The organism is Amycolatopsis sp. NPDC028719 (assembly GCF_055565395.1).
The window spans coordinates 1-24,959 of record NZ_JBVHUL010000019.1; the positions used below are offsets into that span (position 1 = coordinate 1).

At 74.3% G+C, this 24,959-nt stretch carries 5 protein-coding genes; all 5 read left to right on the top strand.

Annotated features, from left to right (window positions below; genetic code table 11):
- On the top strand, nt 1-12,630 hold a 12,630-nt coding region (locus ACZ4TR_RS48310; protein ID WP_465295864.1), incomplete at its 5' end, for a type I polyketide synthase.
- Between the two features lie 58 nt (nt 12,631-12,688).
- Nucleotides 12,689-22,654 carry an SDR family NAD(P)-dependent oxidoreductase gene (locus tag ACZ4TR_RS48315; protein ID WP_465295866.1) on the top strand — a complete coding sequence of 3,322 codons (9,966 nt, stop codon included), beginning with the start codon at nt 12,689-12,691 and terminating at the stop codon, nt 22,652-22,654.
- Nucleotides 22,647-23,501 carry a 3-hydroxyacyl-CoA dehydrogenase family protein gene (locus tag ACZ4TR_RS48320; RefSeq protein ID WP_465295868.1) on the top strand — a complete coding sequence of 285 codons (855 nt, stop codon included), beginning with the start codon at nt 22,647-22,649 and terminating at the stop codon, nt 23,499-23,501. Before ACZ4TR_RS48315 ends, ACZ4TR_RS48320 begins: the two co-directional genes overlap by 8 nt.
- Nucleotides 23,502-23,547: 46 nt before the next feature.
- Complete coding sequence (locus ACZ4TR_RS48325; RefSeq protein ID WP_465295870.1) at nt 23,548-23,814, top strand: acyl carrier protein; 267 nt, start codon at nt 23,548-23,550, stop codon at nt 23,812-23,814.
- Nucleotides 23,811-24,920, top strand: coding sequence for an acyl-CoA dehydrogenase family protein (locus ACZ4TR_RS48330; protein WP_465295872.1), 1,110 nt, complete (start codon nt 23,811-23,813; stop codon nt 24,918-24,920). Before ACZ4TR_RS48325 ends, ACZ4TR_RS48330 begins: the two co-directional genes overlap by 4 nt.
- Nucleotides 24,921-24,959 lie beyond the last annotated feature (39 nt).

The following is a 24,959-nucleotide window of genomic DNA, read 5'->3' on the forward strand; positions in this document are numbered from 1 at the left end:
CGGGCGGCGCTGGCGAATGCGCGCTTGTCTCTGTCCGATGTGGACGTTGTCGAGGCGCACGGTACCGGTACGACCTTGGGTGATCCGATCGAGGCTGGGGCGTTGTTGGCGACGTACGGCCAGGAGCGGTTCGAGGGTCGGCCGTTGTGGCTGGGTTCGGTGAAGTCGAACATCGGGCACACGCAGTGCGCGGCGGGTGTCGCCGGGGTGATCAAGGTCGTGCTTTCTTTGCAGCACAGTACGTTGCCGAAGACGTTGTTCGCGGAGGAGCCGACTTCTCAGGTGGACTGGGGTTCGGGGAACGTCCGGCTGTTGCGGGATTCGGTGGAGTGGCCGGCGGGTGAGCGGCCGCGCCGGGCCGGGGTGTCGGCGTTCGGGGTCAGTGGCACGAACGTCCACGTGATCGTCGAAGAGGCACCAGCCGCCGAAGCCGATCCCGGGGAGGTGCCCGAACCGGTGATTTCGCTCCGGGCGCCCGTGTGGGTGGTTTCCGGCCGCGGCACCGCGGCCCTCGCCGGCCAGGCGGAGCGGGTGCGCGAGCACGTCCTGGCGCGGCCGGACCTGCCGGCGGCCGACGTTGCGTGGTCCCTCGCCACGACGCGGGCCGCCCTGGACCACCGGGCCGTGGTCCTCGGCGACGATCCGGTGACCGGGCTCGCGTCGGTCGCCGCGGGGCAGCCGAACCCCGACGTCGTGACCGGAGCCGTGGCGCCGGGCGGTGTCGGCCGGACCGTGTTCGTCTTCCCGGGTCAGGGCAGTCAGTGGGTCGGGATGGGCCGGGAGCTGGCTGAAGTGTCGCCGGTGTTCCGGGACAGGTTGGCGGAGTGTGCGACTGCTCTAGGGTCCTTTGTGGACTGGGACTTGGCCGACGTGTTGGCGGGTCGTCATGGTTTCGAGGCCGCCGACGTGGTCCAGCCCGCGTTGTGGGCGGTGATGGTGTCGCTGGCGGCGGTGTGGCAAGCGGCGGGTGTGGTGCCAGACGCGGTGGTCGGACACTCTCAGGGCGAGATCGCGGCTGCGGCGGTCGCGGGAATTCTGTCCCTCGAGGACGCGGCCAAGGTGGTTGCGTTGCGCAGCAAGGCGTTGACGGCGCTGGCCGGCCGGGGCGGGATGCTGTCGCTGGCCGAGCCGGTCGACGACGTCCGGGCGCGGATCGCCCCCTTCGGGGAGCGGGTGTCGGTCGCGGCGGTCAACGGCCCGTCCGCGACGGTGGTGTCCGGTGACGCCGACGCACTGCGGGAACTGGCGGAGTCGTGCGGGGACTCGCCGCGCGCCCGGATGATCCCGGTGGACTACGCGTCGCACAGCGCGCACGTGGACGAGCTGCGCGACGAGATCTCGGCCGTCCTGAGCGGGATCACACCCGGCGATGCGCAAGTTCCGATGATCTCCGCGCTGACCGGGGAGTGGCTGACGGGCCCGGAGCTGGACCCGGCGTACTGGTACGCCTCGCTCCGCGAGCCCGTGGAGTTCGACCGCGCCGTGCGTGCTCTCTCCGGCGCCGGCCACGGCGTGTTCCTCGAGGTCTCGCCGCACCCGGTGCTCACCCCGGCGATCGCCGAGAGCTCGGACGAGCGGTCCCCGGTCGTGGCCGGGACGCTGCGGCGAGACGATGGCGGAGCTCGACGCCTTCTCGGCTCCTTCGCCGAGGCCTACGTCCGGGGCGCCCCGCTGGACTGGGCGGCGGTGCTCGGCGGCGGAGCGGTCGTCGAGCTGCCGACGTACCCCTTCCAGCGGAAGCGTTACTGGCCGGAGCCGTCCGCACCGAGGGCCGCGGCGCCGGTGGACGACTGGCGTTACCGGATCACCTGGCAGCGGGAAGGCGACGACGGCCCGGCCGCCTTGAGCGGGACCTGGTTGGTGGTGGGCGAAGGCCCGGACACCGCGGTGGTCGCGGCCGCGCTGAGCGCACACGGCGCCGACGTCGTGACCGCGGCCGGACCGGAGCACCTCGACGCCGCCGCGACGGCCGGCGTCACCGGTGTCGTGGCCCTGCTCGCGCTCGACGAGGAGCCGCTGGCCGGCCACCCCCTGGTCCCGGGCGGCCTGGCGGGCACGGTCGAGCTGGTCCAGGTGCTGGGCCGGCTCGGTGTGCCGGCCCCCTTGTGGGTGTTGACGCGGGGCGCGGTCCAGGCCGCGCCCGGCGACGTGACCAGCAGCCCGGTGCAGACCCAGGTGTGGGGGCTGGGCCGGACGGTCGGCCTGGAGCACCCGGACCGCTGGGGCGGCCTGATCGATCTGCCGCCCGTGCTGGACGCCGAGGCCGGCGCCCGCCTGGCCGCCGTGCTCGCGGGCGGCGGGGAAGACCAGGTCGCCCTCCGCCCGGCGGGGACGTTCCTGCGCCGCCTCGTGCGGGCCGCGCAACGCCGGGTGGAAGTGCCGCCGTGGCGGCCACGGGGGACGGTCCTGCTCACCGGCGGCTCGGGCGCGATCGGGGTGTGCCTCGGCCCGTGGCTGGCCGAACACGCGGCGCCGCGCGTGGTGCTGACGTCGCGGTCCGGCCCGTCGGCGCCCGGGGTGGCCGGGCTGGTCGCCGCGGTGGTGAACGCGGGATCGGCGGTCGACGTGCTGTCGTGCGACCTTTCGGTGCGGGCTCAGGTCGGGAACCTGGTTCCGTGGATCGAGCGCACTGGCCCGGGCCTGTCGACCGTGCTGCATTCGGCGAACACGCCGTTCCTCGCGCGCCTGGAGGAGACGGATCGTGACGGCCTGGCCGCGGCGTTGGGCGCCAAGGCCGCCGGCGCCGTCCACCTGGACGAGGCGACCGCCGAATCGGACCTCGACGAGTTCGTCATGTTCTCGTCGATCTCGGCGACGTGGGGCAGCAACGACCACGCGGCCTACGCGGCGGGCAACGCGTTCTTGGATGGACTGGCCGAGGATCGGCGGGCCCGCGGTCTGCCGGGGACGTCGATCGCGTGGGGCGTGTGGAACACGCGTGACTGGGACGCCGTCGACGCCGCGATGGATCAGGCGCCGGGCCGCGTGACCCCGAACCGGTTACTGCGTCAGGGAATGAACTTCCTCGACACGGGCCGGGCGTTGACCGCGCTGGGCGAGACTCTCGCGGACGACGAGACGTTCATCGCGCTGGCTGATGTGGAGTGGGAGAAGTTCGCGCCGGTGTTCCGGGCCGCGCGGCCGCGTCCGTTGCTGGACACGATTCCCGAGGCGCACGAGGACACGACGGTCGCCGACGAGCGGGGTGAGTTCGCGTCCCGCCTCACCGGAATGACTCAAGCGGAACGGCGGCGGACGGTCGTCGAACTGGTGCGGTCGCACGCGGCGGTGGTGCTGGGGCATGATTCGGTCGAGGAGATCGTGGCGACGCGGGCGTTCCGCGACCTGGGGTTCGACTCGCTGACCGCGGTGGAACTGCGCAACCGCCTCAACACCGCCGCGGGCGTGCGGCTGCCGTCCACGGTGATCTTCGACCACCCCAGTGCCGCCGCGCTCGCGGACGAGATCCTGGCCGAGGTGTTCGGGGCCGTGGACGAGAACCCGGCCACCGTGGCCCACGCGAACTCGGAAGACCCGATCGCGATCGTGGGCATGGCCTGCCGGTACCCGGGTGGCGTCCGGACGCCCGAGGAGCTGTGGGAACTGCTCGCGTCGGGCGGGGACGCCATCGGTGGCTTCCCGTCGGATCGGGGGTGGAACGTCGAGGAGCTGTTCGATCCGGATCCGGATGCCGAGGGTTCGACCTACGTCGTCGAGGGAGGTTTTCTCAGCGGGGCGGCGGATTTCGACGCCGGGTTCTTCGGGATCAGCCCGCGCGAGGCGTTGGCGATGGATCCGCAGCAGCGGTTGTTGCTGGAGACGTCCTGGGAGGCGATCGAACGGGCCGGCATCGACCCGCGGTCCCTGCACGGCTCCGCGACCGGTGTGTTCGTCGGCGCCGCGTCCTCCGGTTACATCGCGACCGGCGCCACGGTGCCGGGCGCGGAGGTCCACCTGATCACCGGCAACGCGCTCAGTGTGCTGTCCGGCCGGGTGTCCTACACCCTGGGCCTCAACGGCCCCGCGGTGACCGTCGACACCGCGTGCTCCTCGTCGCTGGTCGCGCTCCACCAGGCCGCGCAGGCTCTGCGGTCCGGCGAGTGCGGGATGGCACTCGCGGGCGGTGTCACCGTGATCGCCGACCCCGCCGAGTTCGTGGGTTTCTCCCGGCTGCGGGCCCTGGCCTCGGACGGCCGGTGCAAGGCCTTCGGGGACGGCGCCGACGGCATGGGCATGGCCGAAGGCGCCGGCATGCTGGTGCTGCAGCGCTTGTCGGACGCCCACCGCGCCGGCCGTCGCGTCCTGGGCGTCCTCCGGGGCAGCGCGGTCAACCAGGACGGTGCCTCCAACGGCCTGTCCGCACCCAACGGCCCCGCCCAGCGGCGGGTGATCCGGGCCGCGCTGGCGAACGCGGGTGTCTCGCCGTCCGAGGTGGACGTCGTGGAAGCGCACGGCACCGGCACCGAACTCGGGGACCCGATCGAGGCGGGCGCACTGCTGGCGACCTACGGTCAGGACCGAGTCGCGGACCGGCCGCTCTGGCTGGGCTCGGTCAAGTCGAACATCGGGCACGCTCAGCAGGCCGCCGGCGTGGCCGGGGTGATCAAAGTGGTGCTGGCGCTGAACCACGGTGTGCTGCCCCGGACACTGCACGCCGAGCAGCCGTCGACGCACGTCGACTGGGACACGGGCCACGTCCGGCTGCTGCAGGAGCCCGTCGAGTGGCGGCGGGGGGACCGGCCGCGGCGGGCCGGGGTGTCGGCGTTCGGGATCAGCGGCACCAACGTCCACCTGATCGTCGAGGAGGCGCCCGCGACCGGCGACGCGGCCGAGCCGGCGCCCCGGGCTCCCCTCGTCTCCGGCGGGACGTCGGCCTGGCCGGTCTCGGGCCGGGGCTCCGAGGCATTGGCCGGGCAAGCGGGCCGGCTGCGCGAGCACGTGCTGGCGCACCCGGACCAGTCGCCGCGGGACGTGGCGTGGACCCTGGCGACGACGCGGTCGGTATTCGAGCAGCGTGCCGTGGTGCTGGGGGCGGACCGGGCCGGTCTCGCCTCGGGCCTCGCGGCCGTCGCCACCGGGCAGCCCGCGCCGGGCGCCGTGACCGGCTCGGTGCCGCCCAACGGCGTGGGCCGGACGGTGTTCGTGTTCCCGGGTCAGGGCAGTCAGTGGATCGGGATGGGCCGTGAGCTGGCCGAGTCTTCGCCGGTGTTCGCGGCGCGGTTGGCGGAGTGTGCGGCTGCTCTTGAGTCCTTTGTGGACTGGGACTTGGCCGACGTGTTGGCCGGGAAGCACGGGTTCGAGGCCGCGGATGTGGTGCAGCCGGCGTTGTGGGCGGTGATGGTGTCGCTTGCTGCGGTGTGGGAGGCGGCCGGGGTGGTGCCGGACGCGGTCGTGGGGCACTCCCAAGGGGAGATCGCCGCGACTGTCGTCGCGGGGATCCTGTCGCTGGAGGACGCGGCCAAGGTGGTTGCGTTGCGCAGCAAGGCGTTGACGGCGCTGGCGGGCCGGGGTGGGATGGTGTCGCTGGCCGAGCCGGTGGCCGACGTCCGGGCCCGGATCGCGCCCTTCGGCGAGCGGGTGTCGGTCGCGGCGGTGAACGGTCCCGCCTCGACCGTGATTTCCGGCGACGCCGACGCCTTGCGGGAGCTCGCCGAGTCCTGCCCCGAGCAGGTTCGCGCCCGCGTGATCCCCGTGGACTACGCGTCCCACAGCGCGCACGTCGACGAGCTGCGCGACGAGATCACGGCTGTGCTGCGCGGGATTTCGCCCGGTGCGGCGCGGATCCCGATGGTGTCGGCGCTGACCGGGCAGTGGCTGACGGGTGCGGAGCCGGGCCCGGCGTACTGGTACTCGAGCCTGCGCGAAACCGTGGAGTTCGAGCGCGCGGTCCGCACCCTCGGGGAAGCCGGGCACGGCGTGTTCGTGGAGGTCTCCCCGCACCCGGTGCTCACGCCGGCGATCGGCGACGCGCTCGAGTTCCCGGTGGTGGTGGGCACGCTGCGGCGCGGCGACGGTGGCGCGCACCGCCTGCTGAGGTCGTTCGCGGAGGCCCACGTCCAGGGCGTCGACGTCGACTGGGCCGCGGTCACCGGCGCCGGCGCGGCCGTCGAGCTGCCGACCTACGCCTTCGAACACCGCCACTACTGGCCCGGCCTGGACCTCCGGCGCCCGGCCGACGCCGAGGCCACCGGGGCCGAGGCGGGGTTCTGGGCCGCGGTCGAAGACGGCGACGAAACCGCGCTCGGCGAGCTGCTCGGCGTCGATCCGGCGGAGGTCACCCTGGCGGCGCTGACCGATTGGCGGCGTCGCGAGCGGTCCGGCTCGTCGGTCGCCGACTGGCGGTACCGGGTTTCGTGGACGCCGGTGCCCGAGTCCGGTGCGGTGCCCTCCGGGACGTGGCTGGTGGTCGGGGAGGGTCCGGACGCCGTCGCGGTCGCGGAAGGATTGGAGTCGCGCGGCGTCGTGGTCGTTCGCACGTCGGCCGGCCGGGTCGGCGACGTCGCGCACGCGGGACTCGGCGGCGTGGTGTCGCTGCTCGCCCTCGACGAGACGCCGGCCCCGGCCGCCCCCGGCGTGTCCCGTGGCGCCGCGGACACCCTCGCCCTGATCCGGACGCTGGACCAGCTCGAAGTCACGGCTCCGTTGTGGGTGCTGACGCGCGGCGCGGTGCGGACCGCGCCCGGCGACCGCGCGCGGCCGGTCCAAGCACAGCTCTGGGGCCTCGGGGTCGTGGCCGCGCTCGAACGGTCCGGCCGGTGGGGCGGGCTCGTCGATCTGCCGCCGGTCGTGGACGCGCGTGCGGGTGCGCGACTGCTGTCGGTGCTGGCCGGTGCCGAGGACCAGGTCGCGGTGCGGGCCACCGGGGTGGTCGCCCGGCGGCTGGTGCGCGCGCGGCGTCCCGTGATCCGCGAGCCGTGGGCTCCGCGGGGTTCGGTATTGGTGACCGGTGGCACGAGTGGCATCGGCGCGATCACCGCCCGCTGGGTCGCCGGTCGGGGCGCGTCGCGGGTGGTGTTGACGAGCCGATCGGGAGCCGGTGCGGCCGGGGTGGCGGAGCTGACCGCTTCGATCGCCGGCCTCGGTACGGCGGTGGACGTGGTGGCTTGCGACGTCGCCGACCGTTCCGCGGTCGGGAACCTGCTGGCGCACATCGATTCCACGGGACCGGCGCTGTCCTCGGTGGTGCATTCGGCCGGGGTCGGCGGGAGCGTGCCGGTCGACCGGCTGGAGCCGGCCGAACTGGCGCGGCTGTTGTCCGCCAAGGCCGGGGGCGCCTCGCTGCTCGACGAACTGACAGCCGACCGGGACCTGGACGCGTTCGTGCTGTTCTCCTCGGGCGCGGGTGTCTGGGGTAGCGGTGGACTGAGCGGCTACGGCGCGGCCAACGCCCACTTGGACGCGCTGGTCGAGGACCGCCGTGCCCGGGGGCTGGCCGCGTCCTCGATCGCCTGGGGTTTGTGGGCCGGCGTGGGCATGGCCGCGGGCGAGGGCGGCGACCGGCTGCGCGACTTCGGTATGAAAGGCATCGACGCCGCCCGCGGCATGGCCGCGCTAGGGCAGGTGCTCGACGCCGACGAAGGCGCGATGGTGGTGGCCGGGTTCGACTGGCCCCGGTTCCTCCCGACCTACACGCTGCACCGTACCAGCCCGCTCCTCGCCGACCTGCCCGAAGTCCGGTCGGCGCTGGCCGACGACCTCCCCGGGGCCGGGAACGGCGATGGCGAGTGGGCGTCGCGGCTGGCCGGGATGCCGGTCGCGGAGCAGCGGCAGGTGCTGACCGAGCTGGTCCGCGGCCACGCGGCCGCGGTGCTCGGGCACACCTCGGCCGAGGACGTCCTCCCGCAACGCGCGTTCAAGGACCTGGGCTTCGACTCCGCGGCCGCGGTCGAGCTGCGGAACCGGCTGTCGGCGGCGGTCGGGGTCCGGCTGGCCTCCACGATGGTCTTCGACCACCCCAACGCAACCGCGCTCGCCGAGCACCTCCGGGGCGAGCTGGCCGGCACGGGCGTCCAGGCCGACGCCGCGGTCCAGGTCGTCGCCGCGGCCGCCGGCGAACCGATCGCGATCGTGGGCATGGGCTGCCGTTACCCGGGCGGGGCGACCGGGCCCGAGCAGTTCTGGGACCTGCTCGCCGCGGGGACCGACGCCGTCGGAGGCTTCCCGGCCGACCGCGGCTGGGAAGCCGTCGAGGCGGAGTTCGGACAGCGGCAGAGCTACCGGCGCGACGGCGGGTTCCTCTACGACGTCGCCGACTTCGACGCCGGCTTCTTCGGGATCAGCCCACGAGAAGCGCTGGCGATGGATCCGCAGCAGCGGTTGTTGCTGGAGACGTCGTGGGAGGCGATCGAGCGAGCGGGGATCGATCCGAGGTCGTTGCACGGTTCGGCGACGGGGGTGTTCGTCGGGGCGAGTCATTCCGGTTACGACGGCAGCCTGCCGGTCGACGACCGGAGCTTGGACGGTTACCGGTTGATCGGCGCGGTGTCGGCCGTCGTGTCGGGCCGGATCTCCTACTGCCTGGGGCTGACCGGGCCGGCGGTGACCGTTGACACGGCTTGTTCGTCGTCGCTGGTCGCGATGCACCAGGCCATGCTCGCGCTGCGTTCGGGCGAGTGCTCGATGGCGCTGGCCGGTGGGGTGGCGGTGATGGTGTCGCCGGGTGCGTTCATGGAGTTCTCCCAGCAGGGCGGCATGGCCTCGAGCGGGCGGTGCAAGGCGTTCTCGGAGGAGGCCGATGGCATCGGCTGGGGCGAAGGCGCCGGGATGGTGCTGCTCGAACGGCTTTCCGACGCCCGCCGCAACGGGCACCAGGTGCTGGCGGTCGTCCGAGGCAGCGCCGCGAACCAGGATGGCGCGTCCAACGGGCTCGCCGCCCCGAACGGTCCTTCTCAGCGGCGGGTGATTCGGGCGGCGCTGGCGAACGCGAGGTTGTCGCCGTCCGATGTGGATGTGGTCGAGGCGCACGGCACCGGTACGACCTTGGGTGATCCGATCGAGGCGGGGGCGTTGCTGGCGACGTATGGGCAGGAACGTCGTGACGACCGGCCGTTGTGGCTGGGTTCGGTGAAGTCGAACATCGGGCACACGCAGTGCGCGGCCGGGGTCGCCGGGGTGATCAAGATGGTTCTCGCGCTGCGGCACGAAGTGTTGCCGAAGACGTTGTTCGCCGAGGAGCCGACTTCTCAGGTGGACTGGGGTTCGGGGAATGTCCGGCTGTTGCGGGATTCGGTGGATTGGCCGGTGGGTGAGCGGCCGCGCCGGGCCGGGGTGTCGGCGTTCGGGGTCAGTGGCACCAACGTGCACCTCATCGTCGAGGAAGCCCCGGAGCCCGCGCCGCGCGCCGAGCCGACGCGCCCGGTCTTGACCGCCGAAACGGTGGCCTGGCCGGTCTCCGGCCACGGGGCGGCCGCGCTCGCGGACCAGGCGGGCCGGCTGCGGGAACACGTCCTGGCACGGCCGGAGCCGGCGCCGTCGGACGTAGCGTGGTCCCTCGCCACGACGCGCGCCGCGTTGGAGCACCGGGCCGTCGTGCTCGGTGGCGACCGGGTCGAACTCGCGTCCGGGCTCGCGGCGGTGGCGACCGGTCAGCCCGCCGCGGGCGTGGTCACCGGAGCGGTGGTGCCGGGCGGTGTCGGCCGGACCGTGTTCGTGTTCCCGGGGCAGGGCAGCCAGTGGGTCGGGATGGGTCGGGAGCTGGCGGAGGTGTCGCCGGTGTTCCGGGACAGGTTGGCGGAGTGCGCGGCCGCGCTCAGGTCCTTTGTGGACTGGGAGCTGGCCGACGTGCTGGCCGGGAAGCACGGGTTCGAGGCCGCGGATGTGGTGCAGCCGGCGTTGTGGGCGGTGATGGTGTCGCTGGCGGCGGTGTGGGAAGCGGCGGGTGTGGTGCCGGACGCGGTTATCGGGCACTCTCAGGGCGAGATCGCGGCGGCAGCGGTCGCGGGGATCCTGTCCCTGGAGGACGCCGCGAAGGTCGTCGCCCTGCGCAGCAGGACGCTGACCGTGCTGGCGGGCCGGGGCGGGATGCTGTCGCTGGCCGAGCCGGTCGAGGGGGTCCGGGCGCGGATCGCCCCCTTCGGGGAGCGGGTGTCGGTCGCGGCGGTCAACGGCCCGTCCGCGACGGTGGTGTCCGGTGACGCCGGCGCGCTGCGGGAGCTGGCGGACTCGTGCCCCGACTCGGTGCGGGCGCGGATGATCCCGGTCGACTACGCCTCGCACAGCGCGCACGTGGACGAGTTGCACGGCGAGATCTTGGCGGCGTTGCACGGCATCTCGCCGGGTGAGGCGCGCATCCCGATGGTGTCGGCGCTGACCGGTCAGTCGCTGACGGGGCCGGAGCTGGACCCGGCCTACTGGTACGCGAGCCTGCGCGAGACGGTCGAATTCGACCGGGCGGTGCGGGTGCTCGGGGACGCGGGACACGGCGTGTTCCTCGAAATCTCACCCCATCCGGTGCTCACCCCGGCGATCGCCGGCAGCCTGGACGAGCGGTCCCCGGTGGTGGTGGGCACGTTGCGGCGTGACGACGGCAGCGCCGGCCGTCTGCTGGCTTCCTTCGCCGAGGCCTACGTCCAGGGCGTCCCGGTGGACTGGGCGGCGGTGCTCGGCGGCGGTACGGCCGTCCAGTTGCCGACCTACGCGTTCCAGCGGAAGCGCTATTGGCCCGACACCCCGGTCCCGAAGCTGTCGGTCGGCGACTGGCGCTACCGGATCACCTGGCAGCCGGCGGCCGACGACGGACCCGGCGTCCTGTCCGGCGCCTGGCTCCTGGTCGGGGCCGGGCCGGAGGCCGAGGTGATCGCCGAGGCGTTGACGGACCGCGGAGCCGAGGTCGTGCGCGCGAGCTCGGCCGATCTGGACGGGACCGTCCCGGACGTGCGTGGCGTGGTGTCGTTGCTGGCCTTCGACGAGACCCCGGACGCGGAGTTCCCGTGGGTGCCGTGCGGCAGCGCCGCCACCCTCGCCCTGATCCAGGCGCTGGGCCGGGCCGGGAGCACGGCGCCGCTGTGGGTGCTGACGCGCGGTGCGGTGCAGGCCGTGCCCGGCGACGTGACCACCAGCCCGGCGCAGACACAGCTGTGGGGCCTGGGCCGGACCGTCGGCCTGGAGCACCCGGACCGTTGGGGCGGCCTGGTCGACCTGCCCGCGGTGGTCGACGCCGAAGCCGCCGGGCGGCTGGCCGGAGTCCTCGCCCGGAGCGGTGAGGACCAAGTCGCCGTCCGGTCGCGGGGGACGTTCCTGCGCCGGCTGGTCCGGGCCGAGGCCCGACGGGCCGAGCCCGGCCCGTGGACGCCGCGGGGCACGGTCCTGCTCACCGGTGGCACGGGTTCCATCGGCGTGTGCATCGGTCCCTGGCTGGCCGAACACGCGGCGCCGCGCGTGGTGCTGACCTCGCGGTCGGGCCCGTCGGCCGCGGGCGCGGCCGAACTCGCCGCCGTGGTGGCGGGCGCAGGCACCGCGGTCGAGGTCGTCTCGTGCGATCTGGGCGAGCGGACGAAGGTGACCGGCCTCGTCGGCTGGATCGAGCGCACCGGCCCCGGGCTGTCGACCGTGCTGCACTCGGCGAACACGCCGTTCCTGGCCCGGGTCGAGGACACCGGCCGGGAAGGGCTCGCCGCGGCGTTGGGCGCCAAGGCGGCGGGAGCGCGGCACCTCGACGAGGCGACGGCGGATCTGGCGCTGGACGAGTTCGTCATGTTCTCGTCGATCTCGGCGACGTGGGGCAGCAACGACCACGCGGCCTACGCGGCGGGCAACGCGTTCTTGGATGGACTGGCCGAGGATCGGCGGGCCCGCGGTCTGCCGGGGACGTCGATCGCGTGGGGCGTGTGGAACACGCGTGACTGGGACGCCGTCGACGCCGCGATGGATCAGGCGCCGGGCCGCGTGACCCCGAACCGGTTACTGCGTCAGGGAATGAACTTCCTCGACACGGGCCGGGCGTTGACCGCGCTGGGCGAGACTCTCGCGGACGACGAGACGTTCATCGCGCTGGCTGATGTGGAGTGGGAGAAGTTCGCGCCGGTGTTCCGGGCCGCGCGGCCGCGTCCGTTGCTGGACACGATTCCCGAAGCGCGGGAAGAAGCCGAGCCTGAGACAGCCGATGGCCGGAGGAGCGAGTACGCCGCGCGGCTGGCCGGGATGACTCCGGAGGAGCGGAGCCGCACGGTGGTCGAGCTGGTGCGGTCGCACGCGGCCGCGGTGCTGGGCCACGACTCGGCCGAGGAGATCGTGGCGACGCGGGCGTTCCGCGACTTCGGCTTCGACTCGCTGACCGCGGTCGAGCTCCGCAACCGGCTGACCACCGCCACCGGCGTCCGGTTGCCGGCGACGCTGGTCTTCGACCATCCGACCCCCGAGGCCATGGCCGGCTTCCTCGTCACCGAGCTGACCGGCCGCGAACTCGTCGGCCACACCGCGGTGCTCGACGAATTCGACCGCCTAGCCGCTGGGCTCGCGCCGCCGGACGACGCGACCCGCGCCGAGATCGTCGCCCGGTTGGAGGCGCTGACCCGGCGCTTCCGCGGCCACGCCGATCCGGAGGCGGCCGAGGCCGGCCGGCTCGAACAGGCCACGGCGGACGAGATGTTCGCTCTCCTGGCCGACGAGCTCGACGACCCCGACTTCGACTGACGGCCGGTCCCGTCGGCGCCCACCCACTCCGAACCCAGGTCGAAGGATGTAACGCGACATGCAGAACGAGGACAAGCTGCTCGACTACCTCAAGCAGACGACCGCGAAGCTCCGCAGCACGCGGGCGCGGCTGCGCGAGGTGACGGAGCGGGAACGGGAGCCGATCGCGATCGTCGGGATGGCCTGCCGGTACCCGGGCGGCGTCCGCACCCCCGAGGGTCTGTGGGACCTGCTGGCCTCCGGCGGCGACGCGATCGGCGGCTTCCCCGGTGACCGCGGGTGGGACCTCGGATCCCTCTTCGACGCTTCGGTCGACGCCGGCGCCACGAGCACCGCCGCGCAGGCCGGCTTCATCACCGGCGCCGCCGACTTCGACGGCGGGTTCTTCGGCATCAGCCCCCGTGAGGCGCTGGCGATGGATCCGCAGCAGCGGCTGCTGCTGGAGACGTCCTGGGAGGCCGTCGAACGCGCCGGGATCGACCCCGCCACTCTGCGCGACACGGCGACCGGGGTGTTCGCGGGCGCCGCGCCGTCGGGTTACGCGACCTCCGGCGGCGACCTCTCGGGGTCGGAAGCGCACCTCATCACCGGCACGGCGATGAGCGTGCTGTCCGGCCGCGTGTCGTACGCGCTCGGCCTGGTCGGCCCGGCCGTGTCGGTCGACACCGCGTGCTCTTCGTCCCTGGTGGCACTGCACCTCGCCGTGCAGTCGCTGCGCACGGGCGAGTGCACCATGGCACTGGCCGGCGGCGTGACCGTGATCGTCAGCCCGGGCGAGTTCGTCGGCTTCTCCCAGCAGAACGCGCTCGCGCCGGACGGGCGCTGCAAGGCGTTCGGCGCCGGCGCCGACGGCATGGGGCTCGCCGAGGGTGCCGGCATGGTCGTCCTCGAACGGCTTTCGGACGCGCGGCGCCACGGGCACCGGGTACTGGCCGTGGTCCGGGGGAGTGCCGTGAACCAGGACGGCGCGTCGAACGGCCTGTCCGCGCCCAACGGCCCGTCGCAGCAGCGCGTGATCCGCGCGGCGCTGGCCAACGCCGGGCTGACGACCGGGGACGTCGACGTCGTCGAGGCGCACGGCACGGGCACGACCCTGGGCGACCCGATCGAGGCGCAGGCCGTGCTGGCGACCTACGGGCAGGCCCACCCGGCGGACCGGCCGCTGCGGCTCGGGTCGGTCAAGTCGAACATCGGGCACACCCAGCAGGCGGCCGGCGTCGCCGGGATCATCAAGATGGTGCTGGCGCTGCGGCACGGAACCCTCCCGGCCACGCTGCACGCGGCGGAGCCGACCCCGCACGTCGACTGGTCGGCCGGGCACGTGAGCCTGCTCCGGGAACCGGTGGAGTGGCCGGCCGGCGACCAGCCGCGCCGCGCCGGCGTCTCGGCGTTCGGCATCAGCGGCACCAACGCCCACGTCATCCTCGAAGAGGCACCCGCCGAACCGGCCGCCGAACCGGATGAGGCCGGGGTTCCGGTGCTGCGCGGGGACCTGGGCGTGCTCCCGGTGACCGTCTCCGGGCGGTCCGCGGCCGCGCTGGCCGGCCAGGCCGAGCGCCTGCGGGAGCACCTCCTGGCGCGGCCGGACGTGGTTCTCGCCGACGTGGCGCGGTCGCTCGTGGTCACCCGGACCGCGTTCGAGCGGCGCGCGGTCGTGCTGGGCGAGACGCGCGCGGAGCTGGCGGCGGGATTGGCCGCCGCGGCCACCGCCCGGCCCCGGCCGGGCCTGGTGACGGGCGAAGTCCCCTCGACCGGACCCGGCCGGACGGTGTTCGTGTTCCCGGGGCAGGGCAGTCAGTGGGTGGGGATGGGTCGGGAGCTGGCCGAGGCTTCGCCGGTTTTCGCGGCGCGGTTGGCGGAGTGTGCGGCCGCTCTTGAGTCCTTTGTGGACTGGGACCTGGACGATGTACTGGCGGGCCGGCGCGGTTTCGAGGCCGCGGATGTGGTGCAGCCGGCGTTGTGGGCGGTGATGGTGTCGCTGGCGGCGGTGTGGGAGGCGGCGGGTGTGGTGCCGGACGCGGTGGTCGGGCACTCTCAGGGCGAGATCGCGGCCGCGGTGGTGGCGGGAATCCTCTCGCTCGAGGACGCGGCCAAGGTGGTCGGGTTGCGCAGCAAGGCGCTGACGGTGTTGGCGGGCCGGGGTGGGATGGTGTCGCTGGCCGAGCCGGTGGCCGACGTCCGGGTGCGGATCGCGCCGTTCGACGGGCGGTTGTCGGTGGCGGCGGTGAACGGTCCGTCGGCGACGGTGGTGTCGGGTGACGTCGATGCGCTGCGGGAGCTGGTGGATTCGTGCGACGAGTCGGCGCGGGCACGGGTGATTCCGGTGGACTACGCGTCGCACAGCGTCCACGTAGACGAGTTGCGCGACGAGATTATCTCGGTGTTGCAAGGAATTTCGCCGAGCGAAGCGCGGGTGCCGATGGTCTCGGCGTTGACGGGGGAGTGGGTGTCGGGCCCGGAGCTGGACCCGGCCTACTGGTACGCGAGTCTGCGTGAGACGGTCGAGTTCGATCGGGCCGTGCACACTCTGGCCGACGCCGGTCACGGCGCGTTCGTCGAGGTTTCCCCGCACCCCGTGCTGACTCCGGCCATCGCCGCCGGCCTCGACGCGCGGTCCCCGGTCGTGGCCGGCACCCTGCACCGCGACGACGGCGGGGCGGGACGGCTCCTGCTTTCGCTGGCTCAGGCGTACGTCCAAGGCGTCGCCGTGGACTGGACGACGCTGATCGGAGGCGGGAGCCGGTCGGTCGAGCTGCCGACGTACGCGTTCCAGCACCGCCGTTACTGGCCCGAGTTCCCGGAAACGGCGCCCCGCGCGGCCGGGAACCCGGTCGACAGCTGGCGCTACCGCCTCTCCTGGCAGCCGCTCGGCGAGCTTCCGGGCGCTTCGCCGTCCGGGACCTGGCTGGTGGTCGCCGGCCGGGAAGGGACGGCCACCGCCGGCGAGGTGGCCGGCTCGCTGCGGGCGAACGGCGTCGAGGTCCGGGTGTTCGCGGCCGAGGCCGCCGAGCGCGGAACCTTCGGCGACGTCTTGCGGGGCAGCGGCGACGTCGCCGGGATCGTCTCCCTCCTCGCGCTGGACGAGACGCCGCTGCCGGGTTGTCCGCGCGTGCCGGCCGGCTTGGCGGCGACCACCGCGCTGCTACAGGGAATCGTCGACGCGGACCTGGTCGTGCCGCTGTGGGTGCTGACCCGCGGCGCGGTCGCGGCGCTCCCCGGCGAGATGCCGAGCCTCGCGCAGGCGCAGGCCTGGGCCTTCGGCCAGACCGCGGGCCTGGAGCAGGCGAAGCAGTGGGGCGGACTGGTCGACCTCCCGGACGCGTTCGACGCGGCGACCGGGGCCCGGCTGGCCGGCCTGCTCGCCGCCGGTTCGGGCGGCGAAGACCAGGTGGCGCTGCGCGGCCCGGGCGCGTTCGCGCGCCGGCTGGTCCGCGCGCCGCGTCCGGATGCCGGGGCGGAGCCGTGGCGGACCGCCGGCACGGCGCTGATCACCGGCGGCACCGGCCTGATCGGCGGCCGGTCGGCACGCCTGCTCGCCGGGCGCGGGACTCCCCGAGTCGTGCTGGCCGGACGTTCCGGACCCGCCGCGGCGGGCGTCGCGGGACTGGCCGCCGACCTCGCGGCGTGCGGCAGCGCGGTCGACGTCGTTTCGTGCGACGTCGCCGAGCGCCGGGCCGTCGGCGGCCTCCTGGACCGCATCGCCGCCACGGGTCCCGCGTTGTCGGCCGTGGTGCACTCCGCGGGCGTCGGGCACGGGGCGCCGGTCGTCGCCCTGACCCCCGACGGCCAGCAGGAAGCGTCGGGCGTCAAGGTCGGCGGTGCCCTGCACCTGCACGAACTGACCATCGAACGCGGTCTCGAGCTGGACGCCTTCGTGCTGTTTTCGTCCGGAGCCGCATCTTGGGGCAGCGGTCTCCTCGCGGGTTATGCGGCCGCGAACGCGGCGCTGGACGCCCTGGCCGAGCGGCGGCACGCGGCCGGGCTGGCCGCCACGTCGGTGGCCTGGGGGCTGTGGGGCGGCGGCGGCATGGGCGCGGGGGAGGCCGGCGAGCAGCTCAGCGGGTACGGGCTGCGGACGATGGCGCCCGACCGCGGGATCGAAGGACTCGCGCAGGTCCTGGACGACCGCGAAACCCTGCTCGTCGTCGCGGACGTCGACTGGGACCGGTTCGTGCCGGTGTACACGCTGCACCGACCCAGCCCGTTGCTGGCCGTGCTGCCCGATGCGATCCGTGTCCTGAAGGACGAGGACGACGCCGAGGTGGAGTCCGGCGCCGAGGACGCCCCGCTGCGTCGCCGGCTCGCGGCGTTGCCACCCGCCGACCGGGAGGCCGAGCTCCTGGCCGCCGTCCGTGCCGAGGCCGCCGCCGCGCTCGGGTACCGCGACGCCGACGAGGTCGAACCCGACCGGGCGTTCCGCGACATGGGCTTCGACTCGGTGATGGCGGTGGCCCTGCGCAACCGGCTCCGCGACCTCACCGGGCTGCGGCTGCCGTCCACCGTGGTCTTCGACCACCCCTCCGTCACCGCGCTCGCGGCGCTGGTGTCCGGCGAGCTCCTCGGCACCGCCGCGGCCGCCGTCGCCGAGCCGCTCGTCACCCGGCCGGCGGACGACGATCCGATCGTCATCGTCGGCATGGGCTGCCGCCTGCCGGGTGGTGTCGGCACCCCGGAATCGTTGTGGCAGCTGCTTTCCGACGGCACGGATGCCATCGGCCCGTACCCCCGCTACCGCGGCTGGGACATGCGCACGGCGTACGGCCAGGAGGGCGGCTTCGTCGCCGAGGCCGCCGACTTCGACCCGTCGTTCTTCGGGATCGGTCCCCGGGAGGCGCTGGCCATGGACCCGCAGCAGCGGTTGCTGCTCGAGACGTCGTGGGAGGCGCTGGAACGCGCGGGCATCGACCCGGCGAGCCTCAAGGGGTCGCGCACCGGCGTGTTCGTCGGCGGCTGGATGCAGCTCTACACCTCGGCGGTGGCGGAGAGCGAAGCCGGTGTGCAGGACAGCACGCCGGTCAGCGACGGTGGCGCCGTGCTGTCCGGCCGGGTTTCTTACGTCCTCGGCCTGGAAGGCCCGTCCATCACCGTCGACACCGCGTGCTCCGCTTCGCTGGTCGCGCTGCACCTGGCCTGCCAAGCGCTGCGGACTGGCGAGTGCACGCTCGCGCTGGCCGGCGGCGTGACGGTGATGGTGTCCTCGGGCGCGTTCGGGTTCGGCTCGGCATTGGGCCTGTCCAAAAACGGGCGCTGCAAGGCGTTCTCCACGACCGCCGACGGGATGGGGATGGGCGAAGGCGCGGGCATGCTCGCCGTGGAGCGCCTTTCCGACGCGCGCCGCCTGGGACACCCGGTGCTGGCGGTCGTACGTGGCACGGCGGTCAACCAGGACGGCGCGTCCAACGGCTTCACCGCGCCGAACGGGCCGTCCCAGCAACGGGTGATCCGCGCCGCCCTGGCGGTCGCCGGGCTGACGCCGGACCAGGTCGACGCGGTCGAGGCGCATGGCACCGGCACGGTGCTCGGCGACCCGATCGAAGCGGGCGCGCTGCTGGCCACCTACGGGAAGGACCGGCCCGCCGGCCGCCCGGTGTGGCTCGGCTCGATCAAGTCCAACATCGGCCACGCCCAAGGCGCCGCGGGCGTCGCCGGGATCATGAAGATGGTGCTCGGCATGCGGCACGGCGTGCTGCCCCGCACCCTGCACGTCACCGAGCCGTCCCGCGAGATCGACTGGGAGTCGGGCGGGGTGCGGGTGCTGACCGAGCCGAGGCCGTGGACCACCCCGGTGGGCGCGCCACGTCGCGCCGGCGTCTCGGGCTTCGGCATCAGCGGCACCAACGCGCACGTCGTCCTCGAAGAGCCGCCACCCGCGGAAGCGGAGCTCGACGTCCCGCCCCCCGACGGCATCCCGGTGCTGCGCGAGGAACTCGCCCACACCGCTTGGGTGCTGTCCGCGCGCGGGGCCGGCGCCCTGGGCGCGCAGGCCGCCCGGCTGCGTCCGTTGGCATTCGGCGGGCCGGAAACCGCCGCCGTCGCCGATGCACTGGTCACGCGCCGCGGTGTGTTCCCGCAGCGGGCCGTGGTGGTGGGAGCGGATCGGGCGGAGCTGGCCGACCGGCTCGCGGCCGTGGCCGAGGACCGGCCCGACTCGCTCGCCGCCGTGGGCGCCGTGCCCGCGGGAGGACCGGGCAAGACGGTGTTCGTCTTCCCAGGGCAGGGGAGTCAGTGGGCGGGGATGGGCCGTCGGCTGCTGGTCGAGTCGCCGGTGTTCGCCGCGCGGTTCGCGGAGTGCGTGGCGGCGTTGCGGCCGTTCGTCGCCTGGGATCCCTACGCCGTGGTGGCCGGTGACGAAGGCGCGCCGGACCTCGAGGGCGTCGCGGTGCTGCAGCCGGTGCTGTGGGCGGTGATGGTGGCACTGGCCGAGGTCTGGCGGGCGGCCGGGGTGCGCCCGGACGTCGTACTGGGGCACTCGCAGGGTGAGATTGCGGCGGCGACCGTCGCCGGGGTGTTGTCGGTCGAGGACGGCGCGCGGGTAGTCGCGACGCGGGCGGAAGCGCTGGCGGGCTTGGGCGTCGAGGGCGGGATGATCTCGGTGGTGCTGGGCGTCGACGCCGTGCGGGAACTGCTGACGCCGTTCGGTGACCGGCTCGCCGTCGCCGCGGTGAACTCGCCGGCCGCGACCGTGGTCTCTGGGGAACCGGATGCGCTGCGGGAGTTCGAGCGCGTGCTGCGGAAGCGGAAGATCCGGCGCTGGCGCGTGCCGGTCGCGGACTTCGTCGCGCACTCGCGGCTGTGCGAACCGCTCGAGGCCACCCTGCCCGGGCTGCTGGCGGGCATTGAGCCACGATCCGGTGCGGTGCCGTTCTTCTCGACGGTGCGCGGACACGTCGTGGCCGGCGCCGAGCTGGGGCCGGACTACTGGTACGCCAACGTGCGGCACACCGTCCGCTTCGCCGAAGCGGTGGAGAGCCTGGCCCGATCGGGACATCGCACGTTCCTCGAGGTTTCGGCGCACCCGGCGCTGCTGACCGCCGTCGAAGAGGTGCTGGCCGACCGGGCCGACCTGCCCGACCCCGTACTCGTCGACACGCTGCGGCGGGACGACGACGACGCCGGCCGGCTGCTGCGCTCCTTCGGCACGGCGTTCGTGAACGGGCTGCCCGTAGACTGGACGGCCGCGCTCCCGGCCCCGCCCGCCGTGCGGGCCGCGACGCCCGGCGTCGAGTTGCCCACGTACGCCTTCCAGCACCGCCGCTACTGGCCGGAACTGCCGGAGCCGGCGGCCCGGGACGTCGTGGCCGCCTGGCGCTATCGCGTCGCCTGGCAGCCGCTCGACGACCGGCCGGAAGCGGAGCTTTCCGGTACGTGGCTGGTGCTTTCCGGCCCGGCCGGGGCGGAGCTCGCCGGCGACGTCGCGAGCGTCCTGCGCGACCACGGCGCCGACGCCCGGGTGGTCGAGCCGGTGGACGCGGAACGCGCGACCTTCGCGGGGGTCTTCGAGGAGACCGGCGCGGTGGCGGGTGTGGTGTCGTTGCTCGCGCTCGACGAGCGGCCGCTGCCCGGTCCCGGGCGGGTGCCGCACGGGCTGGCGGCCACCGCGGCCGTGGTCCAAGCGGCGGCCGGCACCGGGGCCGCGCTCCCGGTGTGGGCGCTGACCCGGGGCGCGGTGGCGGCGGAGCCGGGAGAGGCGCCGAGCCCGGCGCAGGCACAGGTCTGGGCGCTCGGGCAGACGGCGGGTCTGGAGCTCGCCAAGCACTGGGGCGGCCTGATCGACCTGCCCGGCGAATTCGACGCCGCGACCGGCACCCGGCTGGCCGCGCTGCTCGCCGCCGGACCCGGTGGCGAAGACCAGGTGGCGCTGCGTGGTTCCGGCGCCTACGCGCGGCGGCTGGTTCGCGCCCCGCGCCCGGAAACGCCGGCGGCCACGCCGTTCCGGCCCGCGGGTACCGCGCTGATCACCGGCGGCACGGGGTGGATCGGACAGTGCACGGCGCGGTTGCTCGCCGACCGGGACGCGCCGCGCCTGGTGCTGTCCAGCCGGTCCGGGCCGGCCGCCGAGGGGGTCGCGTCGCTCGCCGCCGAGCTGGCCCGGCGGGGCAGCGCGGTCGACGTCTTCGCCTGCGACGTCGGCGAGCGGCCGGCCGTCGGGGCCCTGCTCGACCGCGTCGCCGCCACGGGCCCGGCGCTGTCGAGCGTGGTGCACTCCGCGGGCGCCGGACACGGCTCTCGGGTCGCCGACCTGACGGCGGAGGGCATCGAGGAGGCGTCGGCCGTGAAGGTCGGCGGCGCGCTGAACCTGCACGAGCTGTCCGTGGAGCGCGGCCTGGAGCTGGACGCCTTCGTGACGTTCTCCTCCGGTGCCGCGGTCTGGGGCAGCAGCCTGCTCGGCGGCTACGCCGCGGCCAACGCGTTCGTGGACGCGCTGGCCGAACAACGCCGCGCCGCCGGGTTGGCCGCGACGTCGGTGGCGTGGGGCCTGTGGGGCGGCGGTGGTATGGCCGTCGGCCAGGCGGAGGATCTGCTAACCGGGTCCGGGCTGCCGCTGATGGCGCCCGAGCACGGTCTCGAGGGGCTCGCGCAGGCTTTGGACGACGACGAGACACGCCTGGTCGTCGCGGACATCGACTGGGCCCGGTTCGCGCCGCTGTACACGCTGCACCGACCGAGCCCGCTGCTGTCCGAGCTCCCCGACGCCGTCCGCGTCCTGACCGAGGACGACGACGAAGAGACGGCCGCGCCGCCGTCGTCCGCGGCCGCGCGGCTGTCGGCCCGGCTCGGCGCCGCCGGTTCCCCGCTGGAGCAGGAGACGATCCTGCTCGACGTCGTCCGCGAACACGCCGCCGCGGTGCTCGGGCACCCGGACGCGGCCGCTGTCGAGCCGGACGCCACGTTCCTCGAGCAGGGCTTCAACTCCCTGAGCGCCGTGGAACTGCGCAACCGGCTGTCCCAGGCCACCGGCCTGCGGCTGACCGGACCGCTCGTCTTCGACCACCCCACCCCGGCCGAGGCGGCCGCGCACCTGCGCGACCGGCTCACCGGCGACCCGGCGGACCAGGACCGGCCCGGACGTCCGGAGCCGCGGTTCGCCCTGATCGCGGCTCCGGATGGGGAGCCCGGGACGGCCGGGGCGTCCGAGGCATTGGTCGGCCTCTACCTCCGGGCCAACGGCCAGGGCCGGGGCGTCGACGCCATGCGGATGATCACCGGCCTCGCGCACTTCCGCCCGTGCTTCGGCAGCGCGAGCGAGCTGGCGGCCATCCCACCCCTGGTCGCGCTCACCCGCCGGTCCGCCGACGTCGCCGGGCCGGCCCTGGTCTGCCTGCCGTCGTTCGGGGCCAGCGCCCACGCGCAGGAATTCGCCCGCCTGGTCCAGGGTTTCCGCCGGCCCCGGCACGTGCTGGCGGCGGTCATCCCCGGGTACACGCCGGGGGAGCCGATGGCCGACGGCCCCGACGCGCTGCTCGACCTCTGCACCGAGACCGTGCTCGCCGCGCCCGAACTGGCCGGGGACGCCGGCTCTTTCGTCCTCGTCGGGTACTCGTCCGGCGGCCTCATCGCGCAGGCCCTCGCCACCCGCCTCGCCGACCGCGGCCGGAGCCCCGCGGCGATGGTGCTGCTCGACAGCTTCGCCCCGCAGATGGCCGGCGTGCCCGACGAGATCATCGGCGTCCTCCCGGCCGCCGTGCTGCTCAACAACCGTGAGGGCATCGACGCCGGCGGCATCGGCGGCGACGACTGGCTGACCGCGCTGGCCCACTACTACGACTACGACTGGCGCAGCCATCTCCCGTACAACGCCGACCTCCCGACGCTCATGCTCCGGCACGGTGGCGAGCTCGGCACCACCCCCGGCGAGGACGGCGCGATCGACGCCCCGTGGGGCTTCTCCGGTGACATCACCACGGAAGTCGTGCCGGGTGACCACTTCAGCATGATCGGCGCCCACGCGCAGACCACCGCGCGGGCCGTCGAAACCTGGCTCGACGCGCAGTTCACCAGCACCGAGGACGGAACCGATGACTGATCCCCAAGCGCAGCACCGCCTCGCCGTCGTCGGCGGCGGCGTCATGGGCACCAACATCACGGCGCTCGCCCTCGGGCACGGCGTGGACGTCACGCTCGTCGACGTCGACGAGCCGGCCCTGGCGACGGCCCGCAAGACGATCCGCCGGAAGCTCAAGCACGCCCAGCTGCTGGACGTCCTGCCCGAGGGACGGGCGGTCGGCGCCCTGACCACCACCACGTCGCTGACCGACGTCGCCGGCGCGACCACCGTGATCGAGGCCGTCGTGGAGGTCACCGAGGTCAAACGCAAGGTGCTGACCGAGGTTTCCGAGGTGACCGCGCCGGGCACGCTGCTGATCTCCAACACCTCGTGCATCCCGGTCGACGAGATGGCGGGCTGGGTCACCCGCGGCGACGAGCTCGTCGGCGTGCACTTCATGAACCCGGCCTACCTGATCAAGATGGTCGAGGTGATCCGGGGCGCGGCCACCGGCGCCGCCACGATGGCCGCCGTCACCGGGCTGCTCGCCGCGCTCGGCCGCGAGGCCCTGGTCGTCGCCGACGCGCCCGGTTTCGTCATCAACCGGCTGCTGCACCCGCTGATCAACCGGGCCGCGATGCTCGTGGAGGAGGGCGTCGCCTCCGTCGAGACGGTGGACGGGCTGCTGGAGGGCTGCCTCGGCCACACCACCGGACCGCTGCGCACGGCCGACTTGATCGGCATCGACAACCTCGTCGACTCCCTGCGGGTGCTGCACGACCGCACCGGCGACCCCGAATGCGACCCCTGCGAGCTGATGCTGCGGAAGGTCCGCGACGGGCAGCACGGCCGCAAGACCGGCCACGGCTTCTACGAGTACCGCTGAGCGCGGGCGGCCCGCCGGCAACCACACCGAACCGAAAGGCACACCGATGACCACCGCGAACGCCGGCGCCACCGCCGTCGAGCAGAACCTGACCGAGTTCATCACGCGACGGACCGGCGCCGAACCCGAGGTCGACCAGGACCTCTTCGCGACCGGCGCGATCTCGTCGATGTTCGCCATGGAGCTGGTGGTGCACCTGGAGGACACCCACGACATCGAGATCCTCGGCCCCGAGCTGTCCCGGGACAACTTCCGCAGCGTCCGGGCCATGGCGGCGATGGTGCTGCGGCTCCGCGCGGGGGAGGAGGCGTGACCGTCGAGACCGCCGAGATCGACGCACTGGTCGGCGGGGGCCCGGCCGGGTGGGACAGCGCCGGGCGCATCCCGGTCGAGCTGCTGCGCAAGCTCGGCGCGATGGGGGTGCTGTGCGCGGAGGTGCCGGCCCGGTTCGGGGGCCCCGGCCGCACGGGCCTCGAGAACGGCGAGCTGACCGCGCACGTCGGCGCTCTGTGCAGCTCGCTGCGCAGCATCATGACGGTGCAGGGCATCGCGGCCGCCACGATCGGCCGCTTCGGCGATCGCGAGCAGCGCGCCCGGTTACTCGGACAGCTGACGAGCGGCCGGCTGGCCTGCGCGGCGTTCAGCGAACCCGGCGCGGGCTCCGACATCGAGGGCATGACCACCCGGATCCGCCCGGCCGGCGACGGCACCGGTGATCTGGTCGTCTCCGGCGAGAAGGTATGGATCACCGGGGCCGCGTACGCGGACTTCGTCGTGGTGTTCGGCCGCTTCGGCGACAGCGAGGACGGCGCCGTCGCGGTGGTGCCCGCCGACGCCACCGGGGTGGCGATCGAGCCCGTCGCGGCGCCACTCGGCTGCCGCGCGGCGACGCACTGCCGCGTCGTGCTCGACGACGTCCGGATCCCCGCCGACGCGGTGCTCGGCGGTGGCCGCCAGCCGCTTTCGCTGCTGTTCACCGTCGCGCTGTCGTACGGCCGGATGTCGGTGGCCTGGGGGTGTGCGGGCATCCTGCGCGCCTGCCTCACCGCCGCGCTCGCCGACGCCCGCACCCGCGAACAGGGCGGGGTCCCGATCGCCGAGCACCAGCTCGTCGCCCGGCACCTCGCCGGGCTCTACACCGACGAGCGGATCGTCACCGAGATCTGCCGGTACGCCGCCGGACAGTGGGACCGCGGCGCTGCCGACGCGGTGGTGGCCGCCGTGCTGGCCAAGCAGGTCGGCGCGACGCACGCGGCGCGCGGCGCCGCGACGGCCGTCCAGGTGCTCGCCTCTCGCGGCTTCACCGACGGCCACGTGGTGGCCCGGGCGTACCGGGACGCCAAGGCCATGGAACTCATCGAGGGCAGCACCGAGATCTCGCAGCTGGTCCTGGCCCGGCACGCCCTCGACACGCAGTGACCGAACCCGCGAAAACGCAGCGGCAGCAACCGAACGAGC